Annotated in this window: 17 protein-coding genes; 7 read left to right on the top strand and 10 right to left on the bottom strand. The window is 47.6% G+C overall.

Annotation, left to right across the window (positions count from 1 at the left end; genetic code table 11):
• Positions 1-13 precede the first annotated feature (13 nt).
• The 10 genes from A3860_RS21075 to A3860_RS21035 form a co-directional block, all read right to left on the bottom strand.
• Complete coding sequence (locus A3860_RS21075) at positions 14-1,393, bottom strand: T9SS type A sorting domain-containing protein (protein ID WP_245843582.1); 1,380 nt, start codon at positions 1,391-1,393, stop codon at positions 14-16.
• A gap of 302 nt (positions 1,394-1,695) precedes the next feature.
• Positions 1,696-3,126 (bottom strand): contractile injection system tape measure protein, encoded by a 1,431-nt coding sequence (locus tag A3860_RS21070; RefSeq protein WP_081149439.1) that lies wholly within the window; start codon positions 3,124-3,126, stop codon positions 1,696-1,698.
• 4 nt (positions 3,127-3,130) lie between these two features.
• Positions 3,131-3,307, bottom strand: coding sequence for a DUF5908 family protein (locus A3860_RS41180; protein WP_158085318.1), 177 nt, complete (start codon positions 3,305-3,307; stop codon positions 3,131-3,133).
• Positions 3,308-3,507: 200 nt separating this feature from the next.
• On the bottom strand, positions 3,508-4,776 hold the full coding sequence (gene preA, locus A3860_RS21065) for an NAD-dependent dihydropyrimidine dehydrogenase subunit PreA (protein WP_081149436.1): 1,269 nt from the start codon (positions 4,774-4,776) through the stop codon (positions 3,508-3,510).
• 69 nt (positions 4,777-4,845) lie between these two features.
• On the bottom strand, positions 4,846-6,186 hold the full coding sequence (locus A3860_RS21060; protein WP_081149434.1) for an NAD(P)-dependent oxidoreductase: 1,341 nt from the start codon (positions 6,184-6,186) through the stop codon (positions 4,846-4,848).
• A gap of 34 nt (positions 6,187-6,220) precedes the next feature.
• Complete coding sequence (locus A3860_RS21055; protein WP_173820240.1) at positions 6,221-7,087, bottom strand: nitrilase-related carbon-nitrogen hydrolase; 867 nt, start codon at positions 7,085-7,087, stop codon at positions 6,221-6,223.
• A gap of 84 nt (positions 7,088-7,171) precedes the next feature.
• Positions 7,172-8,554 carry a dihydropyrimidinase gene (hydA, locus tag A3860_RS21050; protein WP_081149432.1) on the bottom strand — a complete coding sequence of 461 codons (1,383 nt, stop codon included), beginning with the start codon at positions 8,552-8,554 and terminating at the stop codon, positions 7,172-7,174.
• Positions 8,538-10,022: an NCS1 family nucleobase:cation symporter-1 gene (locus A3860_RS21045; protein ID WP_081149430.1), complete on the bottom strand. Its 1,485-nt coding sequence runs from the start codon at positions 10,020-10,022 to the stop codon at positions 8,538-8,540. The genes hydA and A3860_RS21045 overlap by 17 nt, the downstream gene beginning before the upstream one ends.
• Positions 10,023-10,109: 87 nt before the next feature.
• Positions 10,110-11,462, bottom strand: coding sequence for an aminotransferase class III-fold pyridoxal phosphate-dependent enzyme (locus A3860_RS21040; protein ID WP_081149428.1), 1,353 nt, complete (start codon positions 11,460-11,462; stop codon positions 10,110-10,112).
• 229 nt (positions 11,463-11,691) lie between these two features.
• Entirely contained in the window at positions 11,692-13,149 is a 1,458-nt protein-coding gene (locus tag A3860_RS21035) for a CoA-acylating methylmalonate-semialdehyde dehydrogenase (RefSeq protein WP_081149425.1), read from the bottom strand.
• Positions 13,150-13,264: 115 nt separating this feature from the next.
• Between A3860_RS21035 and A3860_RS21030 the strand changes: the two genes are divergently transcribed.
• The 7 genes from A3860_RS21030 to ureC all read left to right on the top strand — a co-directional run bounded on the left by A3860_RS21030 (position 13,265) and on the right by ureC (position 21,007).
• Complete coding sequence (locus A3860_RS21030; protein ID WP_081149423.1) at positions 13,265-13,735, top strand: Lrp/AsnC family transcriptional regulator; 471 nt, start codon at positions 13,265-13,267, stop codon at positions 13,733-13,735.
• A 60-nt stretch (positions 13,736-13,795) separates the two neighbouring features.
• Positions 13,796-15,190 carry an FAD binding domain-containing protein gene (locus A3860_RS21025; RefSeq protein ID WP_081149420.1) on the top strand — a complete coding sequence of 465 codons (1,395 nt, stop codon included), beginning with the start codon at positions 13,796-13,798 and terminating at the stop codon, positions 15,188-15,190.
• A 26-nt stretch (positions 15,191-15,216) separates the two neighbouring features.
• Positions 15,217-17,526, top strand: a complete 2,310-nt coding sequence (locus tag A3860_RS21020) for a xanthine dehydrogenase molybdopterin binding subunit (RefSeq protein ID WP_081149418.1) — start codon at positions 15,217-15,219, stop codon at positions 17,524-17,526.
• Entirely contained in the window at positions 17,489-18,502 is a 1,014-nt protein-coding gene (locus A3860_RS21015) for an XdhC family protein (protein ID WP_081149416.1), read from the top strand. The genes A3860_RS21020 and A3860_RS21015 overlap by 38 nt, the downstream gene beginning before the upstream one ends.
• A gap of 90 nt (positions 18,503-18,592) precedes the next feature.
• A complete protein-coding gene (gene ureA, locus A3860_RS21010) occupies positions 18,593-18,895 on the top strand; it encodes an urease subunit gamma (RefSeq protein WP_081149414.1) in 303 nt (100 codons plus the stop codon).
• A gap of 22 nt (positions 18,896-18,917) precedes the next feature.
• Entirely contained in the window at positions 18,918-19,289 is a 372-nt protein-coding gene (locus A3860_RS21005) for an urease subunit beta (protein WP_081149411.1), read from the top strand.
• Positions 19,286-21,007 carry an urease subunit alpha gene (gene ureC / locus A3860_RS21000; RefSeq protein WP_081149409.1) on the top strand — a complete coding sequence of 574 codons (1,722 nt, stop codon included), beginning with the start codon at positions 19,286-19,288 and terminating at the stop codon, positions 21,005-21,007. Before A3860_RS21005 ends, ureC begins: the two co-directional genes overlap by 4 nt.
• Positions 21,008-21,015: the final 8 nt, after the last annotated feature.

Raw genomic sequence — 21,015 nt, 5'->3', positions numbered from 1 at the left:
ACTTACGAACTCATTATCGTTTTACAAATCGACGGGTGATCGTTTTATCATTATTGGTAACCACCAACGTGTATACACCTGAAGGCAACTTCGATACGTCAATATAATTCGTGGTTAGTTTGGCTTGCATTACTTCACGTCCCATCATATCCTGTATCCTTATCATTGAACCGGCTACTGGCTGTGTGGTGTTGAACCGTAGTTCCTGACCCACGGGGTTGGGGTAAATTATGAACTTGTCCGTTGCCACCCTTGCCGTAGCACTTACAGCAGAAACCTTGAGCGATGAGGCCTTATCATTGAAATTATTAGCGACCAGGCAGGTATTGTCTGAAGTTATGGTGATGGAAGTTCCGGAGAAATTATCGTCCCAGAACAATTGCACCTGGTAACCGCTGTTCACTTTTATAGAAGAGATATCATCATTCAACACGCCCATGTTCTGCAATTGGGTCAGGGTATAATTGCCAACACCCAACGCAGTTACATACCCGCCATAATTGCAATGTTTGTAAACGCTTGCCACTCCGGTACCATATGCAAATGGAAAATCAATACGCGCCTGGTTAAACTGTGAGTCCATTGTGGATGTCCAGCCGAAAGCGGAAGTAGCCAGCGGTTTAAGACTTACACCGGTAGCACCGCTCCAGAAATGAATAAATTCACCCCAGTTCATATCGCGCGTATAGCTGCCACCACTCTGGGGAAAATACTGGGCCAGCAGGGTAAAAAATCGGTTCAACACCTGGGTACCGCCGTAATTATTATAGATGGGGTAGAACCAATCGCGGAACCAGTGCGTACCGGTTACCGGAAAATTATCAGTTTGATTTTGCAGCTGGTTATACCAACGTGTTGCTTCGCTGGTTTTACCGAGGCCGAGGTACACATCATAAATAAAGATCTCAGCCCATTTGCTATCGCCCCAGATAGGAAAGGCCGGCGAACCTTTAATTCCTTTGCTGGCGCCTTCTACAATATGTGCCACTTCGTGGGTAGCAATATCAAGATCACCGCCGGTACCACCGCTCGTCCAGGGACCAGGGCCTACATCGATCACATTGCGGTAATCGTGGCTGGCATCGAAATACGTTGACGGGTGGCCGCCGCTGTATTTATTGGTATGAAAAACCGCAAACAGGTGTGCATCGCTGCCAAAGTTGCCGTACACGTTCTTTACATAACGCCATACATCGCCCATATAGGTGTAGGGCCAGGTAACGGAGGCGCTTACGTCATTGTCGTAATATACCGCAACATCATTATCATAGAATTTACGGTTGAGTAACTGGTTGTGCTCAAACCAATGTTCCTGCCAGGTGGCTGGGGGTGTTTGAGACATAACGGTTTGCACAACAATACTTAGTAATAATGTGTAAATAATTCTTTTCATAGATAATAGTTTGTTAGCTTTAGTTAATTAGTTAAGAAAAGACATAAGGAGGCATTACGCGTTCGGCGTTGAGCGTAGCGCATTCTGCATTCTCCAAAAGATTGTCATACTCCCTGATACAGGAGCAGCCGGTTAATTAATGCAATAAGACGTTCTGCAGATTTACGGTAGAAGAAGGTAGCCTTTCTGACTATACCTGTGCGTTATGTGAATACTAATTTACCTTGTTTAGCAAGTACGGGCCAATAAAAAGGTTGCCCGGGCGGGAAATATATTTATACACATGAGGGTCTTCCTGTATATTATAACTGTTGGTCCAGGTATTCAACCTTTCCTTCATTAGTATGCAGGATGCGGAACTCCATATTCGTTTCGTAGGCCGTTTTTAACTGGCCCGGCATCCAGGGCAGCTTTATGGTGTTGATGCTCCAGGGCAATTGTTGTAACAGTACATCCCAGTTTTTTTGCTCTATCTGCAATACCCAATCGTTGTTTACCAATTGCAACTTGCCACGCCGTTGCAGGAAGGAATGTTGTATACCTTCGGGCGAAGTATCTTTTAATGCTTCCCAATAATCAATAACCGATAGTAGTAAAGCGTGTATTTCCTGTTTTTCTGTTTTCGTTAACCGGATGTTGGTATCAACCGGCGTATCTGTTTCAAGACCGCAAAGGATCTTCGCCAGGCCCAGTTCAAACTCTGCAATCCTTTCTCTGCCCGAGGCCAGGTATTGCACCAGGCAAACAGCCCGGTTCATATCGGTTATGGCCGAACCATCAAACACATCAAGCTTGTTAAATAAAGCCGGCAGAAAGGAAGCCACAATTATGAGCCCCGCATTCTGGATATAGATGCCCTCCTGCTTAATGGTAAAAGAATCTGCCGTTAGAACAGCTTCCTCTTCTTTGCTTTTTCCATTTGTCAGGTGCCCAACGGCTATTTTGTGTTTGAATTTTCCATTGTTGACGGGTATATGTTGCAAATGCCCGCGGGCAGATAACTGATGTACAAAATGTGCATATACATGTTCCGCAAACTGGTGATGATCTACTCTGTAAATACAGGCCATAACACATTGCCTGAAAACCGGCAACACGGTTCGTCTTTCATCTTCGTCTTTAACCAGTTTTCTGATGTCGTTCATTAGGTTGGTGATGCCCTGTTCAATACCACTGTTGATCTGCACCATCAGTTTGATAAACAATTCGTCGGGCACCTCATATAAAACGCGCTGCTGCACAACCTGCTGCTTTAATAAATGCAGCAACCGGGCCCTGGCATTTTCACCAAAACCGGTGATCAACAGGTTATCCAATTCTTCCAGCCAGATATGATGTGTTGAAACAGGGCTCCACCACGGTAAATGGCCATGCTGCAGAAAATAAATAAAGGCATCAACAAAAAGTTGCTGATAAGTTGCCGGGGTTAAACCGGAGTCAGTATGATATTTTTGAATTTCCTGTTCTACCTGGTCATGTAATTGTTGAACGATCTGTACGGTAGCATCGGCCATCCATTTATTGCCATCAACCTGCACCGCTATTTCCAGCTTATCGATCCGGTACACTTTCCCCTTTGTGCGAAGCTTTCCCAATTGTTCTTCCATCTGCGGTATCAGTTCGCGGTGGCACCAGTCAGACACCTGGCGTTGCAGGGCAAACCCATCTGCCTGGCCATGGTATTCCAGGTCAATCACTTGTTTCAGGATGATATGTTTGCCAATAAACCCCAAGGCACTATTTTATAAGGTTGTCGTTCTGCTTCCCTTCTTTATCGCCCTCGCTCCGTGAAATAATAGCCTTATCCGCCTCGCCAATGCCCTCGTTTCCAACCGATACAGCTGTCGCCTGCTGGGCTTGTGCAGGTTGGTTAATAGTGATCTTTATATGCAACTCTTTTATCACCAGTGGCATATCGGTGCTATTTTTTCTTGTAAAATAATTTTAATGGTAGTCCTGCGTCAGTGGGCATTGGAGCTGGGGAGCTGAATTACGGACCGAAAGTGAAGGTACATCCTAATAAAAATCACGCAATACCACTTTGTGGTAAAAATAAAGGGCGTCACCACAATGTTATTTACACATTACGGAAGTGTTAAAAGCATAGTATGCAATCAATGATCATTCAGGGGCAAACCACGTTGTTGAAACTCTTTCCAGTTAATATAATCGGGGCCTTTGCGTTGCTCAACCATGGTAATGCAATTGTCGACCGGACAAATAAGCTTACACAAATTACAACCAACGCATTCCTCTTCTTTAATAGTATAGTTGTTGTATGGATCTCCGTATTGCAGGTTGATCGACTGATGCGAGGCATCTTCACAGGCAATATAACAAAGACCGCAGTGAATGCATTTTTCCTGATCTATGTTCGCTACAATATGATAGTTGATATCAAGCTCTTCCCATTGTGTAAGGTGGGGAACCGATTTGCCAATGAAATCATTGATGGTTTTGAATCCTTTTTCATCCATCCAGTTGTTGAGGCCTTCGCACATATCTTCTACTATCCTGAACCCATGTTTCATTACCGCCGTACACACCTGTACGGTGGTAGCGCCTAACAACATAAACTCCACCGCATCTTTCCAGGTGCTTACACCACCAATACCAGAGATAGGGACTTTGGCTGTTACCGGGTCCTGGCTAATGGTAGCCAGCATCTTGAGTGCAATGGGTTTTACTGCCGGTCCGCAATAACCGCCAAATACCGATTTACCAGCTACATAAGGATTGGGCACAAAGGTATCGAGGTCAATACCGGTAACCGATTGTATGGTGTTTATCAATGAAAGGGCATTGGAGCCGGCTTCCACCGAAGCTTTTCCTGTTGGCACAACCGAATGTACATTGGGCGTAAGCTTGGTGATAACGGGTATGGTGGCTTTTTCCATCACCCATTCCACTACCAGCCGGGCAATTTCAGGGTCCTGCCCCACTACGGCGCCCATGCCGCGTTCGGTCATCCCGTGCGGACAACCGAAATTCAGTTCAATTCCATGTGCACCGGTATCTTCTACCTGGGCTATCAGCTCATGCCATTTTTCCCGCGTATTATCGGCCATCAGCGAAACGATCATGGCCCGGTCGGGAAATAGTTTTATACATTCTTTTATTTCGCGCAGATTAAGTTCTAACGGCCGGTCACTGATGAGCTCGATATTATTCAGGCCCATTACTTTGGAGCCATTGTAGTTGACAGCTGAATAGCGGCTCGATACATTCTTCACCTGGCTGCCCAATGTTTTCCAAACCACGCCGCCCCAGCCCGCCTCAAAGGCCCGCAGCACATTGATCTTTTTATCAGTGGGCGGTGCACTCGCCAGCCAGAACGGGTTGGGCGATTTAATGCCAAGGAAATTTGCAGATATATCAGCCATAATAATATTTTTAGTTAGTAACTGTCAGTGTTATTCAGTTTTAACTTCTTAACTGAATAACTTACAAACTTATAAACTCAGGTATTTAAGGATCGCATCTGCCCCAATTTTACCAGCTTGCACTGCATCAACAACTTCTTTTCCCCCATTCACACAATCACCACCGGCAAAAACACCGGCAATATTGGTAGCGCCGTTTGATTGCGTCACGATCTTCCCTTGCTTATGTTGTATTTGATTACCGCTCACCAGTTCTTCAAAAGGAATTTGTCCGGCCGCTTTGATCACCATATCCACTTCCAGTGTAAATGTTTCACCTGTTTCTACCGGCGAACGGCGGCCGCTGGCATCAGGATCGCCCAGCTGCATGAGGTTACAGACCAGTTGGGTCACCTTTCCGTTCTCACCCTTAATAGTTGCCGGCGCAGCTAACCACATAATGCGGCATCCATCCAGTTTGGCAATATCGAGTTCTACTTCGGTGCAGGGCATTTCGGCCTGCGTTCTGCGATATACCAGGGTAACGTCTTTAGCGCCCAGTCTTTTGGCTTGCGTGGCTGCATCAATGGCCGTCATACCCATACCGATCACCGCCACTTTATCGCCCACCGGCACCTGCTCATAGGCGCCAGCCCTGATATCATAAATAAAACGGATAGCATCTACCACGCCAGTCAGCTCTTCACCGGGGATATTCAGTTGCCGGGCCAGTCCAACCCCGAATCCCAGGTACACTGCATCATAATTATTTTTGAGCTCAGCCAGCGTTATATTTTTTCCGAGCTCCTGATCATATTTAATAGTTATGCCGCCAATAGAAGTGATATAATTCACTTCAGCTTCACAAAATTGTGGCGTTACTTTATATGCGGCAATGCCAAAGGTCATGAGACCGCCCCCCTGGCTTTCCTTTTCATATATAGTAACATCGATGCCGGCGCGGCTCAACACATGCGCACAACTTAAACCGGCCGGACCTGCACCTACGATGGCCACTTTTTTTCCGGTAGCCGGTTTGCGTTCAAACAGCTTCCATTGCTTTTCCATGGCCTGTTCGGTTGAATAGCGTTGCAACCGGGCAATGGGTATCGGCGGTTCTTCCAGTAGATTATATACGCAGGCGCCTTCACATAATTTCTCAACAGGACAAACGCGCGAACAACCTGCGCCCATGATGTTGGAAACAAGAATAGTATGGGCAGAACCTTTTACATTATCGGTACTGATCTGCTTGATGAACTTGGGAATATTGATAGAGGTAGGACAACTTTTGGTACAGGGTGCATCGTAACAGTACAAACAACGATTTGCTTCCACCAGCGCCGATTCCCTGCTGTCGAATGGCGGGTGTATATCGCTGAAGTTCTGTTCGTATTGTTCAGCCGTTAACCGGTTATTCTTTATTGGCATTAATTCAGTTTAAATAGTCAATTTGGTTGCATAATTAAAGCTCCACCAACTTTCCATAAGTTTCAGGCCTTCTGTCTCTATAAAACTGCCAGATGCTTCTTACCTCTTCAATCATCTCCAGATCAAACTCAGCCACCAGCAATTCATCATTATCTTCTGAAGCCTGGGCAAATATTTGTCCGCGTGGATCAACAAAATAAGAGGAACCATAGAACTTACCCAGGTTCCAGGGCTTCTCCTGCCCTACCCGGTTAATGCAACCCATGAAATATCCATTGGCAGCTGCATGCGCCGGTTGTTCCAGCTTCCAGAGGTATTGCGATAACCCGGCCACTGTTGCAGAGGGGTTGTAAACGATCTCAGCGCCATTCAAACCCAACACCCGCGCGCCATCGGGGAAATGCCGGTCATAACAGATATACACACCTACTTTTGCATACCGCGTTTGAAAGACCGGATAGCCGAGATTACCGGGTTTAAAGAAAAACTTTTCCCAAAAACCGGAAGTATGGGGTATATGGTTCTTACGGTACTTGCCCAAATAGGTTCCATCGGCATCGATCACTGCAGCGGTATTATACAATACACCGGCCTGTTCTTTTTCATACACTGGTACTATCATCACCATATTATATTTGCGGGCATATTCAGCCATGCGTTCTGTTGTAGGCCCCGGCACCGTTTCGGCCGATTCGTACCAGGCCCTGTCCTGGCCCGGACAGAAATACGGCGTATTGAAGATCTCCTGCAGGCATAAGATCTGCACGCCCTGCTCACCGGCCCTTTCAATATATGGAATATGTTTTTGCACCATCGCCTCTTTGATCTCTTCAATAGTACCTTCGCCTTCCGTCTTCGGCAAACTCATTTGTATTAATCCCGATTTGATGATTCTGGCCATAATAGTTTAAAGTTTTTAGTTTTTTTTGTTTAGGGCCTCCCCCGGGCCCTCCCGACACTCGGGACTGTTTTTTGTGTTATGCTTTTATATTTTCCCTTCTACTTTGTTACGTTTTATAAATTGTCCGTATCCTTTGTTTACCAAACACTTTCCTTTATCGATGGCTATTTGCCCGCGCAGGATCACCGTTTTTACTTTGCCGTTGATGGGCCAGCCTTCATACGCTGAATAATCCACATTCATGTGATGGCTGTTTACCGAAAGCGTATGCGCCTCATTGGGATCAAAGATCACTATGTCGGCATCGCTGCCCGGCGCCAGCGTTCCCTTGCGCGGGAACATGCCAAATATTTTCGCCGGATTGGCACAGGCCACTTCCACATATTTATTCAGGCTGATCTTTCCCTTATGCACGCCTTCACTATATAATAGTTCCATGCGATTCTCAATAGCCGGGTGACCATTCGGGATCTTCGAGAAATCTTCCTTGCCCGTCAGCTTTTGTTCCCATTTGAACGGACAATGGTCCGTTGCCACTACCTGCACCAGTCCCTGGTTAATGCCGGCCCACAAGGTTGCCTGGTCTTTTGGCTGGCGCAATGGCGGGCTCATCACCCATTTGGCGCCTTCAAAATCTTTTTCATATAAAGAGGCATCCAGGATCAAATACTGGATACAGGTTTCCACAAATACTTTCTGATTGCGGCGCGTAGCATTACGCACGGCATTCAACGCACCTTCACAGGTAAGGTGTACAATATAACCGGGGCAGCCGGTATAATAGGTCATGTCGGCAAAGCGCTCCGAGGCTTCCGCTTCGGTTATCTCAGGTTGTGACAGGTAATGATACAGGGGCGATAATTTCTTTTCTGCACGATGTTTGGCCACCAGGTAATCGATCATATCGCCGTTGGTGGCATGCACGTTTATGAGCCCTCCATATTTCTTTACTTCTTCCATTAACCCGATCATTTGCCGGTCGTCGATCATAAGCGCGCCTTTATAGGCCATAAAGGTTTTGAAGGAAGTAATGCCTTCCTGCTCTATCATCTTTTGAATTTCGGTTCGCGTATTATCATTAAAATCGGTCACCGCCATATGAAAGCTGTAATCACCCACACAATTATTATCCGACCGCGACCGCCATTCATCCAGGGCCGATTGTAAAGAGTTGCCCTGTTTTTGCAGAATAAAATCAATCACCATGGTAGTGCCGCCAAACAAGGCGGCGCGTGTACCGGTTTCGTAATTGTCGCTCGAAAAAGTTCCCATGAACGGCATATCGAGGTGTACATGCGGATCGATACCACCCGGGAAAACCAGTTTGCCGGTGGCGTCTATTTCGGTATCTGCCTGCACATTCAGGTTTCTGCCGATCATTTGTATGGTTTCATCCACAACAAAAATATCGGCTGTAAAATCTGCGTCAGCAGTTACAACCCGTCCGTTTTTAATCAATAGCGACATGGAGTGTTTCTTCTTTTGCAGTGAGTGAATCTGATACCAGGGGTTTATAATTGCGCATCATGAACAGGTAAGCAAGTCCGGATATAAAAAAGCCTACGAACCAGGCATAATTGTACAAATGCGCAATCCATGCCGGCACGGCGTCGGGCGAAAGCACTTTTATAGTAGTAAGAAAACCCGGAATATTCGGAATGATGCCAGCCAGCAACGCTATAATGGCCCGGTAATTAATGCCGTTCTTAAAAGTATATTGTCCGTTTGCTTTATACAGATCATCCGTTGACAGCTGTTGTTTTCGAATGAAGTAATAATCCACGATCATAATACCGCCCACCGGCCCTAACAAACTGGAATAAGCGATCAACCATGTAAAGATATACCCGGTTGGGTCAGCGATCAGCTTCCACGGAAAGATCAGGATGCCCAACACCCCGGTAATATAACCACCCTTGCGAAAGCTGATCTTCGAAGGGGCCAGGTTGGCAAAGTCGTTGGCCGGACTAACAATATTCGCTGCAATGTTGGTTGCAAGCGTTGAAATAGCCACGGCGATCATCGCTACACTCACCAGCAGTTTGCTTTCGAATTTACCGGCCAGAACAACAGGATCCCAGATGGTGTTGCCATATTTTATAGCTGTGGCGGAAGTAACCACCACGCCTATGAATGCAAACAGGGTCATGGACGACGGTAAACCAATGGCCTGTCCTTTTATTTGCGCCCGCTGGCTTTTGGCATAGCGGGTAAAATCAGGAATATTGAGCGACAGAGTTGCCCAAAACCCAACCATGCCCGTTAGTGCCGGGAAAAAGAAATCAGCAAATTGGGAGGCCGTAGCAAATTTTGATGGCTGTTGTAAGATAGGGCCTAACCCATGCGAGGCGTTGATGGCCCAGAACAATAAAGCCAATGCCGCCAGGGGCAGAAAGATGGCTTTAAACACCAGCAGCTTGCGAATGCTTTCAACCCCCAGGTAAACGACGAACATATTGAGCGCCCAGAAAGATAAAAAGCAAATGAGCGGAACCGCCTGTGGAAATAAGGAGGAAGCATCTATCTCAGGCAATGCAGGGCTCCATACCCTGATCATTTGATAAATGGCAGCGCCGCCGATCCAGGTTTGAATGCCAAACCAGCCGCAGGCTACAATGGCTCGCAGAATGGCCGGAATATTGGCGCCGCGTACACCAAAGCTGGCCCGCGCAAACACCGGGAAGGGAATACCATACTTCGCACCGGCGTGTCCGTTAAGGATCATCGGTATCAATACAATGGTATTTCCCAGGAAGATAGTCAAAATGGCCTGCCACCAGTTCATACCACCGCCAATCAGCGAACTGGCCAGCATATAGGTAGGAATACACAGGCTCATGCTGATCCACAAGGCTGCGTAGTTCCAGGTATTCCACTTGCGGTTGGTTACCGGAACAGGGGCAAGGTCTTCACTATATAGTGATTCATTCTTCATATCAATAATGTAGGTGATTGCACATGGCTACATCGCGCGGGTAACGGAAATGATCGGGATACGGCGAAATGAACGTTCGAACTTTCTTCAATTTACAAATTCATCGGCAATTTTGATCGCTTCGCTGATCATGGCCAGTCCCTCATCTACTTCCGCTTTGGTAATACTCAATGGCGGGGCAATAAAAATGTAATTCCAACGCACGAAAGTATACAGGCCCAATTCTTTCAATTTGGCAGCCACCTTGTTCATGATCGCCATTTCTTCGGGTTTGGCATTATAAGGCGCCATAGGTTCTTTGGTACTGCGGTTCTTTACCAGTTCAATACAACCGAGCAAACCGGTATTTCTGAAATCGCCGATGCTGGGGTGCTTTTCTTTTAACAGTTCAACCTGTTGATCAAGATAATGCCCCATGTTGGTGGCGTTCTCCAACAGGTTCTCATCTTCATAGATCTTTAATGTTTCCAGCGCAGCTGCACAGCTGACGGGGTGGGCCGAATACGTTAACCCAAGCCATAGCACCCGGTCGTTAAAATGATCTGCAATGGCATCGCTAACGATCAATGCGCCCAATGGCAGATACCCGGCAGTAAGTCCTTTTGCCGTGGCGATCATATCGGGCACCACGCCATGATAATCGACCCCAAACCATTTGCCGGTACGGCCAAATCCGCTCATTACCTCATCAGCAATGAGCAGAATGTTGTGCTTATCGCACAGGGCACGCACTTTTTGTAAATAATCGGGCGGGTATTTGATACAACCCGAGGTACCGCTTTCTCCTTCCATTAAGATGGCGGCGATACTACCGGGCCCTTCAAATTCAATCACCCGCTCTATATGACTGACGCATTCGCGGCTGCAGGACGTAATTTCCTTACCCCAGGGGCAACGATAACAATAAGGATCTTCAACATGAATCACGTTGGGCACCTGTTGTGCATCGGATGGCAATTTACGCGGATCGCCACCGGCTGTCATGGCGCCGTAGGAAGCGCCATGAAAAGCACGATACCGGGCAATGATCTTATGCCGGCCGGTATATAACCGGGCGAGTTTGATGGCATTTTCAATCGCAGAGGCCCCGCAAACGGTGAACAGGGTTTTTGTTAACCCCGGCGGTGTTACTGATGCGAGCTTTTTGCCTAACTCGCCACGTACTTTGGTAACGCAACTGGGTGTTACATAACTTACCTGTTGCATTTGTTCCATAACGGCCTGAGTTATTCGCTGGTTTCCATGGCCAACGTTCACATTCATGAGACCGGATGAAAAATCGAGATACCGTTTGCCATCGTAATCATACAGGTACACACCCTGCGCGCTTTTCACCGCAATAGGCGCAATGCCTTTTTGTTTGCTCCACGAAAAGAGCGTGTAATCCATATTATCACGAATAATTTCCTGTGATTCGGAGATAGAAACAGCTTGTGACATATTGAATCAATTGGCAATTAATAATAAGTAGTCGGCAGCAGGCAATCGCTGAATAATGAACCGGACCCTGAAGAGTGCGACGCAACAGGCGATGCCATGAAATACAACAGCCGGGCCCACCATTCGGCTTAACCCGGAACGGCAATTAATAAGAGGGAATGCCAAACAGAAACGGCCCATTCACCATTGACCATTCACCATTGACCATTCATCATTGACCATTCACCATTCACGACATCCAATTAATACCCGCCTCCGGATTCCACTTCACCGTACTCTTTTTGAGTTTGGTCCAGAATTCAATAGAACTTTTTCCTGTGATATCGCCCACACCGAATTTGCTTTCATTCCAGCCGCCAAAAGAGAAAGGCTCGCGGGGAACGGGCACGCCCACGTTCACGCCGATCATACCTGCACTGGCGCGGTCGATCACATAACGCGCCATACCGCCATTTTGCGTAAACACCGATGCGGCATTGCCATAAGGATTGGCATTTTCAATGGCCAGCGCTTCATCAACCGTATCGGTGCGCATGATGCTGATGACCGGACCAAAAATTTCTTCTTTGGCCACCGACATCTCGGGCTTCACATAATCAATAACGGTAGGGCCCACGTAGGTGCCCTGTTCTTTACCCGGCACGGTGGTATGCCGCCCGTCGACCAGAATTTTAGCGCCCTGCGCTTCGGCCTCGGTTATATAATGTTCAATTCTTTCTTTGGCTTCCTTACTGATAACAGCGCCCAGGTTTTGACCGGGCACGATCTTTTTTGCTTCTTCGCAGATCTTTTGAATGATGTGATCAACATTGCCCACAGCCACCATGGCCGATGCAGCCATACAACGTTGCCCGGCACAACCGCTCATGGAAGCCGCGACGTTTTGTGCGGTCATGTCGGCTTTGGCGTCGGGTAAAACCAGCAGGTGATTCTTGGCGCCACCCAGTGCAAGACATCTCTTATAATGATGCGTAGACCGCTGATAAACAATTTTAGCCACTTTGGTGCTACCCACAAAGGACACCGCAGCAATACCCGGATGATCGCAAATAGCATTAACAATGGCGCTGTCGCCATTCACTACATTGAAAACGCCATCGGGCAAACCGGCCTCTTTTAATAATTGCGCCAGGCGGCCAACGCTCAGCGGCACTTTTTCAGAAGGCTTTATGATCATGCAATTGCCAAGCGCAAGGGCATTGGGGATCGTCCAGTTAGGCACCATGCTGGGGAAATTGAACGGCACAATGGAAGCCACTACCCCCAACGGAACGTGTTCGGTCCGGCATTCCACACCTTTACTAACTTCCAGCACCTCGCCCGTAACGAGCTGCGGCAAGGAAACAGCAAATTCTGTGAGCTCGATGCATTTTTCTATTTCAGCAATGGCTTCGCCCATGGTCTTTCCATTCTCTTCACTTACCAATGCTGCGAGCTCCTGCAAATGTTTCTCCAGCAAATACCGGTACCGGAACAATACCTGTACCCTTTCTTTTATAGGCGTATGGCTCCAGCCATGAAAAGCTATTTTGGCTGCACGTACGGCGGCATCCAGGTCTTTGGGGGCCGACATAGGTACAGCAGACAAAAGCGTACCATCGAGTGGTGATATAACGGGCAGTGTTTGATCGGTTGAGGCATCCACAAATTGTCCATTTATATAATTCTGAACAGGCGCGTACTTCATGAGCAGACATTTTTTAGTACTACAGATTTTGCAGAAAGAAGATAGTAATTTAAAAATATTTTAGTACTATACCAAAAAATAAACAGTATTTTTATTTTTGTTGCATCTTTGCTGTATGGAAAAAAACGGTTTCCCACTCGATGAACTGGACTTTTCGATCCTGTCGTGCCTGCAAAAGGACGGCCGGATGTCTTTTACCGTTATTGCAGAAAAGTTGAATGTATCTATTGGCACCGTTCGTACCCGGGTGAATAAATTAATTGAAGAAGGTACTATTAATATTATAGGACGCGTGAATCCCGCTAAAGTGGGATTCGGAGCCTATGCACATATTGCCGTGTTTGTTCGGCCAGCCACATTCAAGGAAAAGGTGGCGCAAAAAATAGCGAAGCTGCCCGAAGTAAGTTTTCTGGCCATGACCTCCGGCGATTATGACCTGGAAGTGGATGTGATGTGCCGCGACAATGACCATCTTGTGCAATTCGTAAATGAGATCTCGAAAATAGAAGGTGTGTATCAAACAAAGACTACGTTGTATTTTAAGGTATATAAATACGCACAGCCCGATTTGAATTTGTTGAAGTAGACGCGTTTCCCCCTTACACTTTGCCCGGATTTCGTTAACTTTAAAGAAACCGGATCTGCCTTGATCAAATTCATTCTCAATAATAAAAATATTGCAACCAGTTTGCCCGCCGGCATGGTGCTGCTTGATTTTGTACGCTATCACCAACATTTAACGGGCACCAAAGTGGGTTGTAATGAAGGGGACTGCGGCGCCTGCACCATGCTGGTGGGTGAATTGAAGAATAATAAATTGCAATACCACGCCCTCACCAGTTGTTTAACACCGCTGGGCAATGTACACGGTAAACATGTGGTAACGGTAGAGGGCCTGAACATGGAAGCACTGAATCCCATTCAGCAGGCTATGTATGATGAATCGGCCACACAATGCGGGTTCTGCACGCCGGGCTTTGTAGTATCCCTCGCCGGTTTTTGTTTAAGCGGAAAGCCAGCCACCACGCAAAATGCCATAGCACATATTGATGGCAACATCTGCCGCTGCACCGGGTATAAATCCATTGAACGCGCGGCGGCCAAAGTAGCAGCGCTGATGCAGAACAGACAATCAACCGAACCCACAACATTTGTATCAGCGAATCATATTTTGCCCGCCTGGTTTGCGGATATTAAACAACGGTTATATTCATTGCATACCGAATTGAACGGACAGCTGCATTCGACCACTGCTACAGAATGGGTAGGCGGCGGCACGGATGTATATGTGCAAAAGCACGATGTAATGAAGGAAGCCAACATCCGGTTCCTCTTCGATGAAGAAAGGCTGAAAGGCATTAAACAGGAAGGGAACCGGTGCATCATGGGCGCATCGGCTACTGTAACGGAGTTGAGCGAATCGCCGGTAATGCAGCAATATTTTCCGCGGTTGGCTGATCATATCAAATTGGTTTCCTCTACCCCTATCCGTAATATTGCTACCATTGGCGGCAACCTGATCAACGCCTCCCCCATTGGCGATCTCACTATTTTTTTACTGACGCTTGATGCCATGCTGGTATTCAGTAATGGAGAACAACGCCGGGAAATTCCATTAAGTGAATTGTATAAGGGGTATAAAACACTCGATAAACAACCGGATGAACACTTGGAATTAATTTCATTTGAATTGCCCGGCAACAACACCTTCTTCCATTTTGAAAAAGTAAGCAAACGCACGAACCTCGATATTGCCAGTGTAAACTCAGCCATTTGTATCACGCTGCAGGGCGATACCATTCAGGCGGTTCGCATTTCGGCCGGTGGCGTTGCACCGGTGCCCAAATTACTGCAGGAAACGAATGCCTTTTTGAAAGGCAAGGCTGTTAATGAATCAACGATCAAAGCGGCAATAGCCATTGCCCAAACGGAAATAACCCCTATCAGCGACGCCCGGGGAACAGCAGACTATAAACGATTGTTGTTAGGCCAGTTGATCAAAGCACATTTTATGACCATCGCTGAAAGCGCGTTACGATAAGTGCTCAGCATTACACCTTATGCGTTATGAAGAATATCGATGCATATACACACCTGCGGGGTGAATCAATATACCTGGATGATATTCCGCTGATCCATGGCACCTTGTTTGGCGCCTCCTTTGGCTCGCCGGTTGCTCATGGCATCATCAGGCATCTCGATATCAGTGAAGCCGCCGCCCTGCCCGGCGTGGTGCGCATCTTCACTTATAAAGACATCACCGGCGAAAACCAGATCGGCGGTATTGTGCCCGACGAACCGTTGATAGCCGATCATGAAGTACATTTTTGCGGCATGCCCGTAGCCTTTGTAGTAGCCGACTCAGTTGACGCCGCCCGGGCTGCAGTAAAAAAGATCAAAGTCACCATCGACCCATTGCCTGTGATCACCGATTCGCGGGAAGCGCAACAATTGGGCGAGTTAATTATACCACCCCGCACTTTTCAATTGGGCGATACCGCCAACAGCTGGCAACACTGCACCCATATTTTTGAAGGCCGGGCCGATACCAACGGACAGGAGCATCTGTATATTGAAACCCAGGGCGCTTACGCCGTACCCCAGGAGCACAACGCCATAAAAATATATTCATCCACACAAGGTCCTACTGCCGTACAACGCGCCGTGAGCCGCGTGCTTGGTTTACCCATGCACCTGGTTGAAGTGGAAGTGAACAGACTGGGGGGCGGTTTTGGCGGTAAGGAAGATCAGGCAAATACCTGGGCAGCACTATGTGCCCTGGCAGCGCATCACCTGAAGCGGCCGGTTAAATATTCCTTACACCGCATGGAAGATATGGCCATGACGGGTAAGCGCCATCCCTATTCAGCCGATTTCAAAATTGGGTTGAATGCGGAACTAAAGATCATTGCATACGAAGCAACTTTTTACCAGAATGCCGGTGCGGCGGCAGACCTGTCACCAGCGGTGATGGAACGCACACTGTTCCATTGCACCAATACTTATTTTATTCCGAATGTAAAAGCAACCGCCTATAGCTGCCGTACGCATTTACCGCCCAATACCGCCTTTCGCGGTTTTGGCGGCCCACAGGGCATGTTTATGATAGAATCGGCCATTGCCAAAGCCGCTGAAGCATTGGGTGTGGAAGCCGCGGTTATTCAGGAAAAGAACCTGCTGCAAACGGGCGATGAATTTCCTTACGGACAAATAGCACAAAGCGAAGCCCCCGATTGCTGGCACAAGGCTACCGCCTTATACGATGTGGCAGCTATGAGAAAAGAAGTGAACGCATTTAACGCCGCTAATAAATGGCATAAAAAAGGATTGGCATGCATGCCCATTTGCTTTGGCATTTCATTCACAAAAACCCTGATGAACCAGGCCCGTTCATTGGTACACGTATACACAGATGGCAGCGTGGGCATCACCACTGGTGCAGTTGAAATGGGCCAGGGTGTGAACACCAAAATATTACAGGTTGCCGCCCAGGTATTTTCTATACAACCCGAAAAGATCAGGATACATACAACCAACACTTTCAAGATCGCCAACACCTCCCCTTCGGCCGCCAGCGCCACTGCCGACCTGAACGGTAAGGCCACCCTGATGGCATGTACCGCCATTGTAGAAAGATTGAAAAAAATGGTGGCAGAAGAAATGAAGGTAGATGCACAGTCAGTTACCCTGCAGGATGAATATGTATGGGTAAACAAACAAAAAACCGACATCGATTGGAAATCGCTCGTAATGACCGGTCATATAAAACGGATAGGCCTCTCGGAACACGCCCATTACGCCACGCCAGAAATTCATTTTGATGCGGCCAAAGAAAAAGGACACCCTTTTGCCTATCATGTGTATGGCACTGCGCTGGTGAGTGTAACGGTTGATTGTATTCGTGGTACGTACACCGTTGATTCGGTAAAGGTGGTGCATGATTTTGGCGCCAGCATGAATACGGCCGTTGACCTTGGCCAAATAGAAGGCGGCATTGTACAGGGCATTGGCTGGATGACGATGGAAGAAGTGGTGTACGACGCCAATGGCAGGCTGCGCTCCAATGCACTCTCCACCTATAAGGTGCCCGACATTTATTCGGTCCCAAAAGAGATCGCCATCGATTTCCTGCAAACACCGCACGATAACCTCGCCATCTTCCGGTCAAAGGCAGTGGGCGAACCGCCGCTGATGTACGGCATCGGCGCTTATTTCGCCTTACGCAATGCGGTACGCGCATTTAACAAAACCGGTCAATTTGCATTTGACGCCCCTATGACGCCTGAAAAAGTATTAATGGCTTTATACGCAACACAAAAGGAAGGAATTATTGAATCCCATGAAGAAACAACTAATCATCTGGCAGTTGATAAATAAAAGCCTGCAGCAGCAGGTGCCGGTTATGTTGCTGTATGTGCTGCAAAGCGAAGGAAGCAGTCCGGGCCGTGCCGGCTTCTCTATGGCAGTGAATGCAGCCGGTGAAATAGCAGGATCTATCGGCGGTGGCATTATGGAACATAAATTTATTGAGACAGCAAAGGACAGGTTGAAAGCAGGCGTTTCCCTGCAATTCTCCGACTTACAGAATACCTATACAGATGAGTCGAAGATCACTATAAAAAAACAATTTCACAATAAATCAGCGGCTACCAATCAGAGCGGCATGATCTGTTCGGGCGAGCAAACCATTCTAATTTACCGGGTATCGCAGGAAGATGCGCCCACTATTAAACACCTCATTGCCAGCCTGGAACAACACCAGAATGGCACCCTGCAATTATCGCCCACCGGCATACATTTCGCTACCGGCAGCCCCGACACTGATCTTTATTTTTCCATGACTTCTGAAGTAGAGTGGTTGTACCGGGAAAAAACGGGCTACAAGAACCATTTATACGTAATTGGCGCCGGGCATTGCGCCCTGGCGCTCTGCCGCCTGATGCAGGAAATGGAATTTTATATTCATTTGTACGACGACCGCTCGAGCCTGAAAACATTTCAGGAGAACAGCTATGCACACGAGAAAAAAATAATTGACGATTATAAAGAACTGGCAGCGCTGGTACCCGGCGGAGAAAATCAATATGTTGTTGTTATGACGGTAGGTTATCGCACCGACGACATAGCACTTAGAGCCCTCTGGAACAGGCCCTTTACCTATTTCGGATTACTAGGCAGTAAAAGCAAGATCGAAAAAATGTTCAACGATTACCGCACCGAAGGTGTGCCGGGCTCTTTGTTACAACCTATACATGCGCCGGTTGGCATTGGCATTCACAGTGAAACCCCGGAAGAAATTGCCATCAGTATTGCAGCGCAGATCATTCAGGTGAAGAATAGTGTTGGCAAATAACTCACCGAATCATTTTTTTCCCTAACTTAAATTATTGCCTGCCGGTCAGTATTTCCATTTCACTATATACCTGATTTATCATTTTTATATATGCATCTTACACCAAGAGAGTCAGAAAAACTTTTATTATTTCTGGCAGGAGAGCTGGCAGAAAAGCGAAGAGCCCGGGGATTGAAATTGAATTATCCCGAAGCCATCGCCCTTATCAGCAGCCATCTGCAGGAAGCTGCCCGTGATGGTAAATCAGTAGCTGAGCTTATGCAATATGGCGCTACTATATTAACCCGCGATGATGTAATGGAAGGTGTACCTGAAATGATCCCTGAAATTCAGATTGAAGCCACGTTTCCCGATGGCACCAAACTGGTAACTGTACACGACCCTATCAGATAGTTTTTCACCATAATCAACGACCATGATCCCCGGAGAATACGTATTGAAACCCGATGACATTATTGCCAATGCAGGCCGCACCACCACCACTGTTGTGGTAGTGAATACCGGTGACAGGCCGGTACAGATCGGGTCACATTTTCATTTCTTTGAAGTGAACCGGCAACTTCAGTTCAACCGCCCGGCCGCATACGGCATGCGGCTCAATATTCCGGCAGGTACTGCTGTACGTTTTGAACCCGGTGAAGAAAAAGAAGTGCAGCTGGTTACTTTCGGCGGAGCGCAAAAAATATATGGATTCAACAACCTGGTGAACGGCGAACTATCCGACGCCAATAAACAGGAAGCAATACAAAACGCACAAACCGGTCAATTCAAAAACCAATCTGTATGAGCCTGCCCATCAATCGCATCAAATATGCCAATATGTATGGCCCTACCACGGGCGATAAAGTGCGCTTGGGCGATACCGAACTATTTATTGAAATAGAAAAAGACTTTACCGTATATGGCGATGAAGCCAAATTCGGCGGCGGCAAAACCATTCGCGATGGCATGGCCCAATCGGCCCGGGCAACGCGTAATGAAGGTGTGCTGGACCTGGTGATCACCAACGTAATGATCATTGACCACTGGGGCATTGTAAAAGCCGACATTGGCATTAAAGACGGGAAGATCGTTGGCATTGGTAAAGCCGGCAATCCCGACACTATGGATGGGGTGGATGCCAATATGATCATTGGCGCAGCTACCGAAGTGCATGGCGGCGCAGGCCTCATTGCCACAGCCGGTGGCATCGATACACATATTCATTTCATTTGCCCGCAGCAGATAGATCATGCGCTGTATAGCGGCATTACTACCATGATCGGTGGAGGTACGGGACCGGCAGATGGCACCAACGCCACTACAGTAACCCCCGGCGCCTGGAATATTCAGAAGATGCTGGAAGCGGCAGATGCCTTTCCTATGAACCTCGGTTTTCTGGGCAAGGGCAATTGTGCTGCTTTACCACCGCTGGCCGAGCAAATTGCAGCCGGCGCATTGGGGTTAAAGATCCATGAAGACTGGGGCAGCACACCCGCTGTTATCGATGCAGCGCTGCGCATCGCCGATCAGTTCGATGTACAGGTGGCCATTCACACCGACACCCTGAATGAAGCCGGATTTCTGGAAGACACCATCAACGCCATCAATGGCCGGGTGATCCACACCTACCATACCGAAGGAGCCGGTGGCGGCCACGCACCGGATATTATAAAGGCAGCCATGTATCCCCATGTGCTTCCTTCCTCTACCAACCCTACCCGGCCATTCACCGTGAACACGATCGATGAACACCTCGATATGCTGATGGTTTGTCATCACCTCGACAAATCGGTTCCCGAAGATGTTTCTTTTGCCGATTCCCGTATTCGGCCCGAAACAATTGCCGCTGAAGATATTTTGCACGATATGGGCGTATTCAGTATGATGAGTTCCGATTCGCAGGCGATGGGCCGGGTCAGTGAAGTGATCATTCGCACCTGGCAAACCGCCCATAAAATGAAAGTACAACGGGGCGCTTTATCCGAAGATGCCGGCAAAGGCAATGATAATTTCCGGGTTAAAAGATATGTAAGCAAGTATACCATCAACCCGGCTGTAACACATGGCATTTCATCGTATGTTGGTTCGCTGGAACCCGGTAAACTGGCCGACCTCGTACTATGGAAGCCGGCTTTGTTTGGCGCAAAACCCGAAATGATCATCAAAGGCGGCATGATCATCGCCAGCAGAATGGGCGATCCCAATGCGTCGATCCCTACCCCGCAACCTGTTATTTACCGGCCAATGTTTGGCGCCTACGGAAAAGCATTGCACACTACCTGCGCTACTTTTGTTTCACAGCTATCAATTGATAATAATGCAGTAGCTCAGTATGGATTGAAAAAAATGATCGTTCCGGTCACAAACTGCCGCAACATTGGTAAAAAAGATATGGTTCACAACAACGCAACGCCAGCCATTGAAGTGAACCCTGAAAATTATGAAGTAAGGGTAAATGGCCAACCTATAACCTGCGAGCCCATAGCCGTTGCCCCACTGGCCCAACGGTATTTCCTGTTTTAAGAAAAATA

This window comes from Niastella vici (assembly GCF_002077945.1).
Classification (GTDB): domain Bacteria; phylum Bacteroidota; class Bacteroidia; order Chitinophagales; family Chitinophagaceae; genus Niastella; species Niastella vici.
The sequence above is the reverse complement of the archived record's forward strand: the minus strand, read 5'-3'. Positions and strand labels throughout refer to the sequence as shown.

Bases quoted from the DNA above. Each gene is read 5' to 3' on its own strand.
- A3860_RS21075 (WP_245843582.1), bottom strand. From the start codon at position 1,393: ATGAAAAGAATTATTTACACATTATTACTAAGTATTGTTGTGCAAACC.
- A3860_RS41180 (WP_158085318.1), bottom strand. From the start codon at position 3,307: ATGCCACTGGTGATAAAAGAGTTGCATATAAAGATCACTATTAACCAA.
- preA (WP_081149436.1), bottom strand. From the start codon at position 4,776: ATGGCTGATATATCTGCAAATTTCCTTGGCATTAAATCGCCCAACCCG.
- A3860_RS21060 (WP_081149434.1), bottom strand. From the start codon at position 6,186: ATGCCAATAAAGAATAACCGGTTAACGGCTGAACAATACGAACAGAAC.
- A3860_RS21055 (WP_173820240.1), bottom strand. From the start codon at position 7,087: ATGGCCAGAATCATCAAATCGGGATTAATACAAATGAGTTTGCCGAAG.
- hydA (WP_081149432.1), bottom strand. From the start codon at position 8,554: ATGTCGCTATTGATTAAAAACGGACGGGTTGTAACTGCTGACGCAGAT.
- A3860_RS21045 (WP_081149430.1), bottom strand. From the start codon at position 10,022: ATGAAGAATGAATCACTATATAGTGAAGACCTTGCCCCTGTTCCGGTA.
- A3860_RS21040 (WP_081149428.1), bottom strand. From the start codon at position 11,462: ATGTCACAAGCTGTTTCTATCTCCGAATCACAGGAAATTATTCGTGAT.
- A3860_RS21035 (WP_081149425.1), bottom strand. From the start codon at position 13,149: ATGAAGTACGCGCCTGTTCAGAATTATATAAATGGACAATTTGTGGAT.
- A3860_RS21030 (WP_081149423.1), top strand. From the start codon at position 13,265: ATGGAAAAAAACGGTTTCCCACTCGATGAACTGGACTTTTCGATCCTG.
- A3860_RS21020 (WP_081149418.1), top strand. From the start codon at position 15,217: ATGAAGAATATCGATGCATATACACACCTGCGGGGTGAATCAATATAC.
- A3860_RS21015 (WP_081149416.1), top strand. From the start codon at position 17,489: ATGAAGAAACAACTAATCATCTGGCAGTTGATAAATAAAAGCCTGCAG.
- ureA (WP_081149414.1), top strand. From the start codon at position 18,593: ATGCATCTTACACCAAGAGAGTCAGAAAAACTTTTATTATTTCTGGCA.
- A3860_RS21005 (WP_081149411.1), top strand. From the start codon at position 18,918: ATGATCCCCGGAGAATACGTATTGAAACCCGATGACATTATTGCCAAT.
- ureC (WP_081149409.1), top strand. From the start codon at position 19,286: ATGAGCCTGCCCATCAATCGCATCAAATATGCCAATATGTATGGCCCT.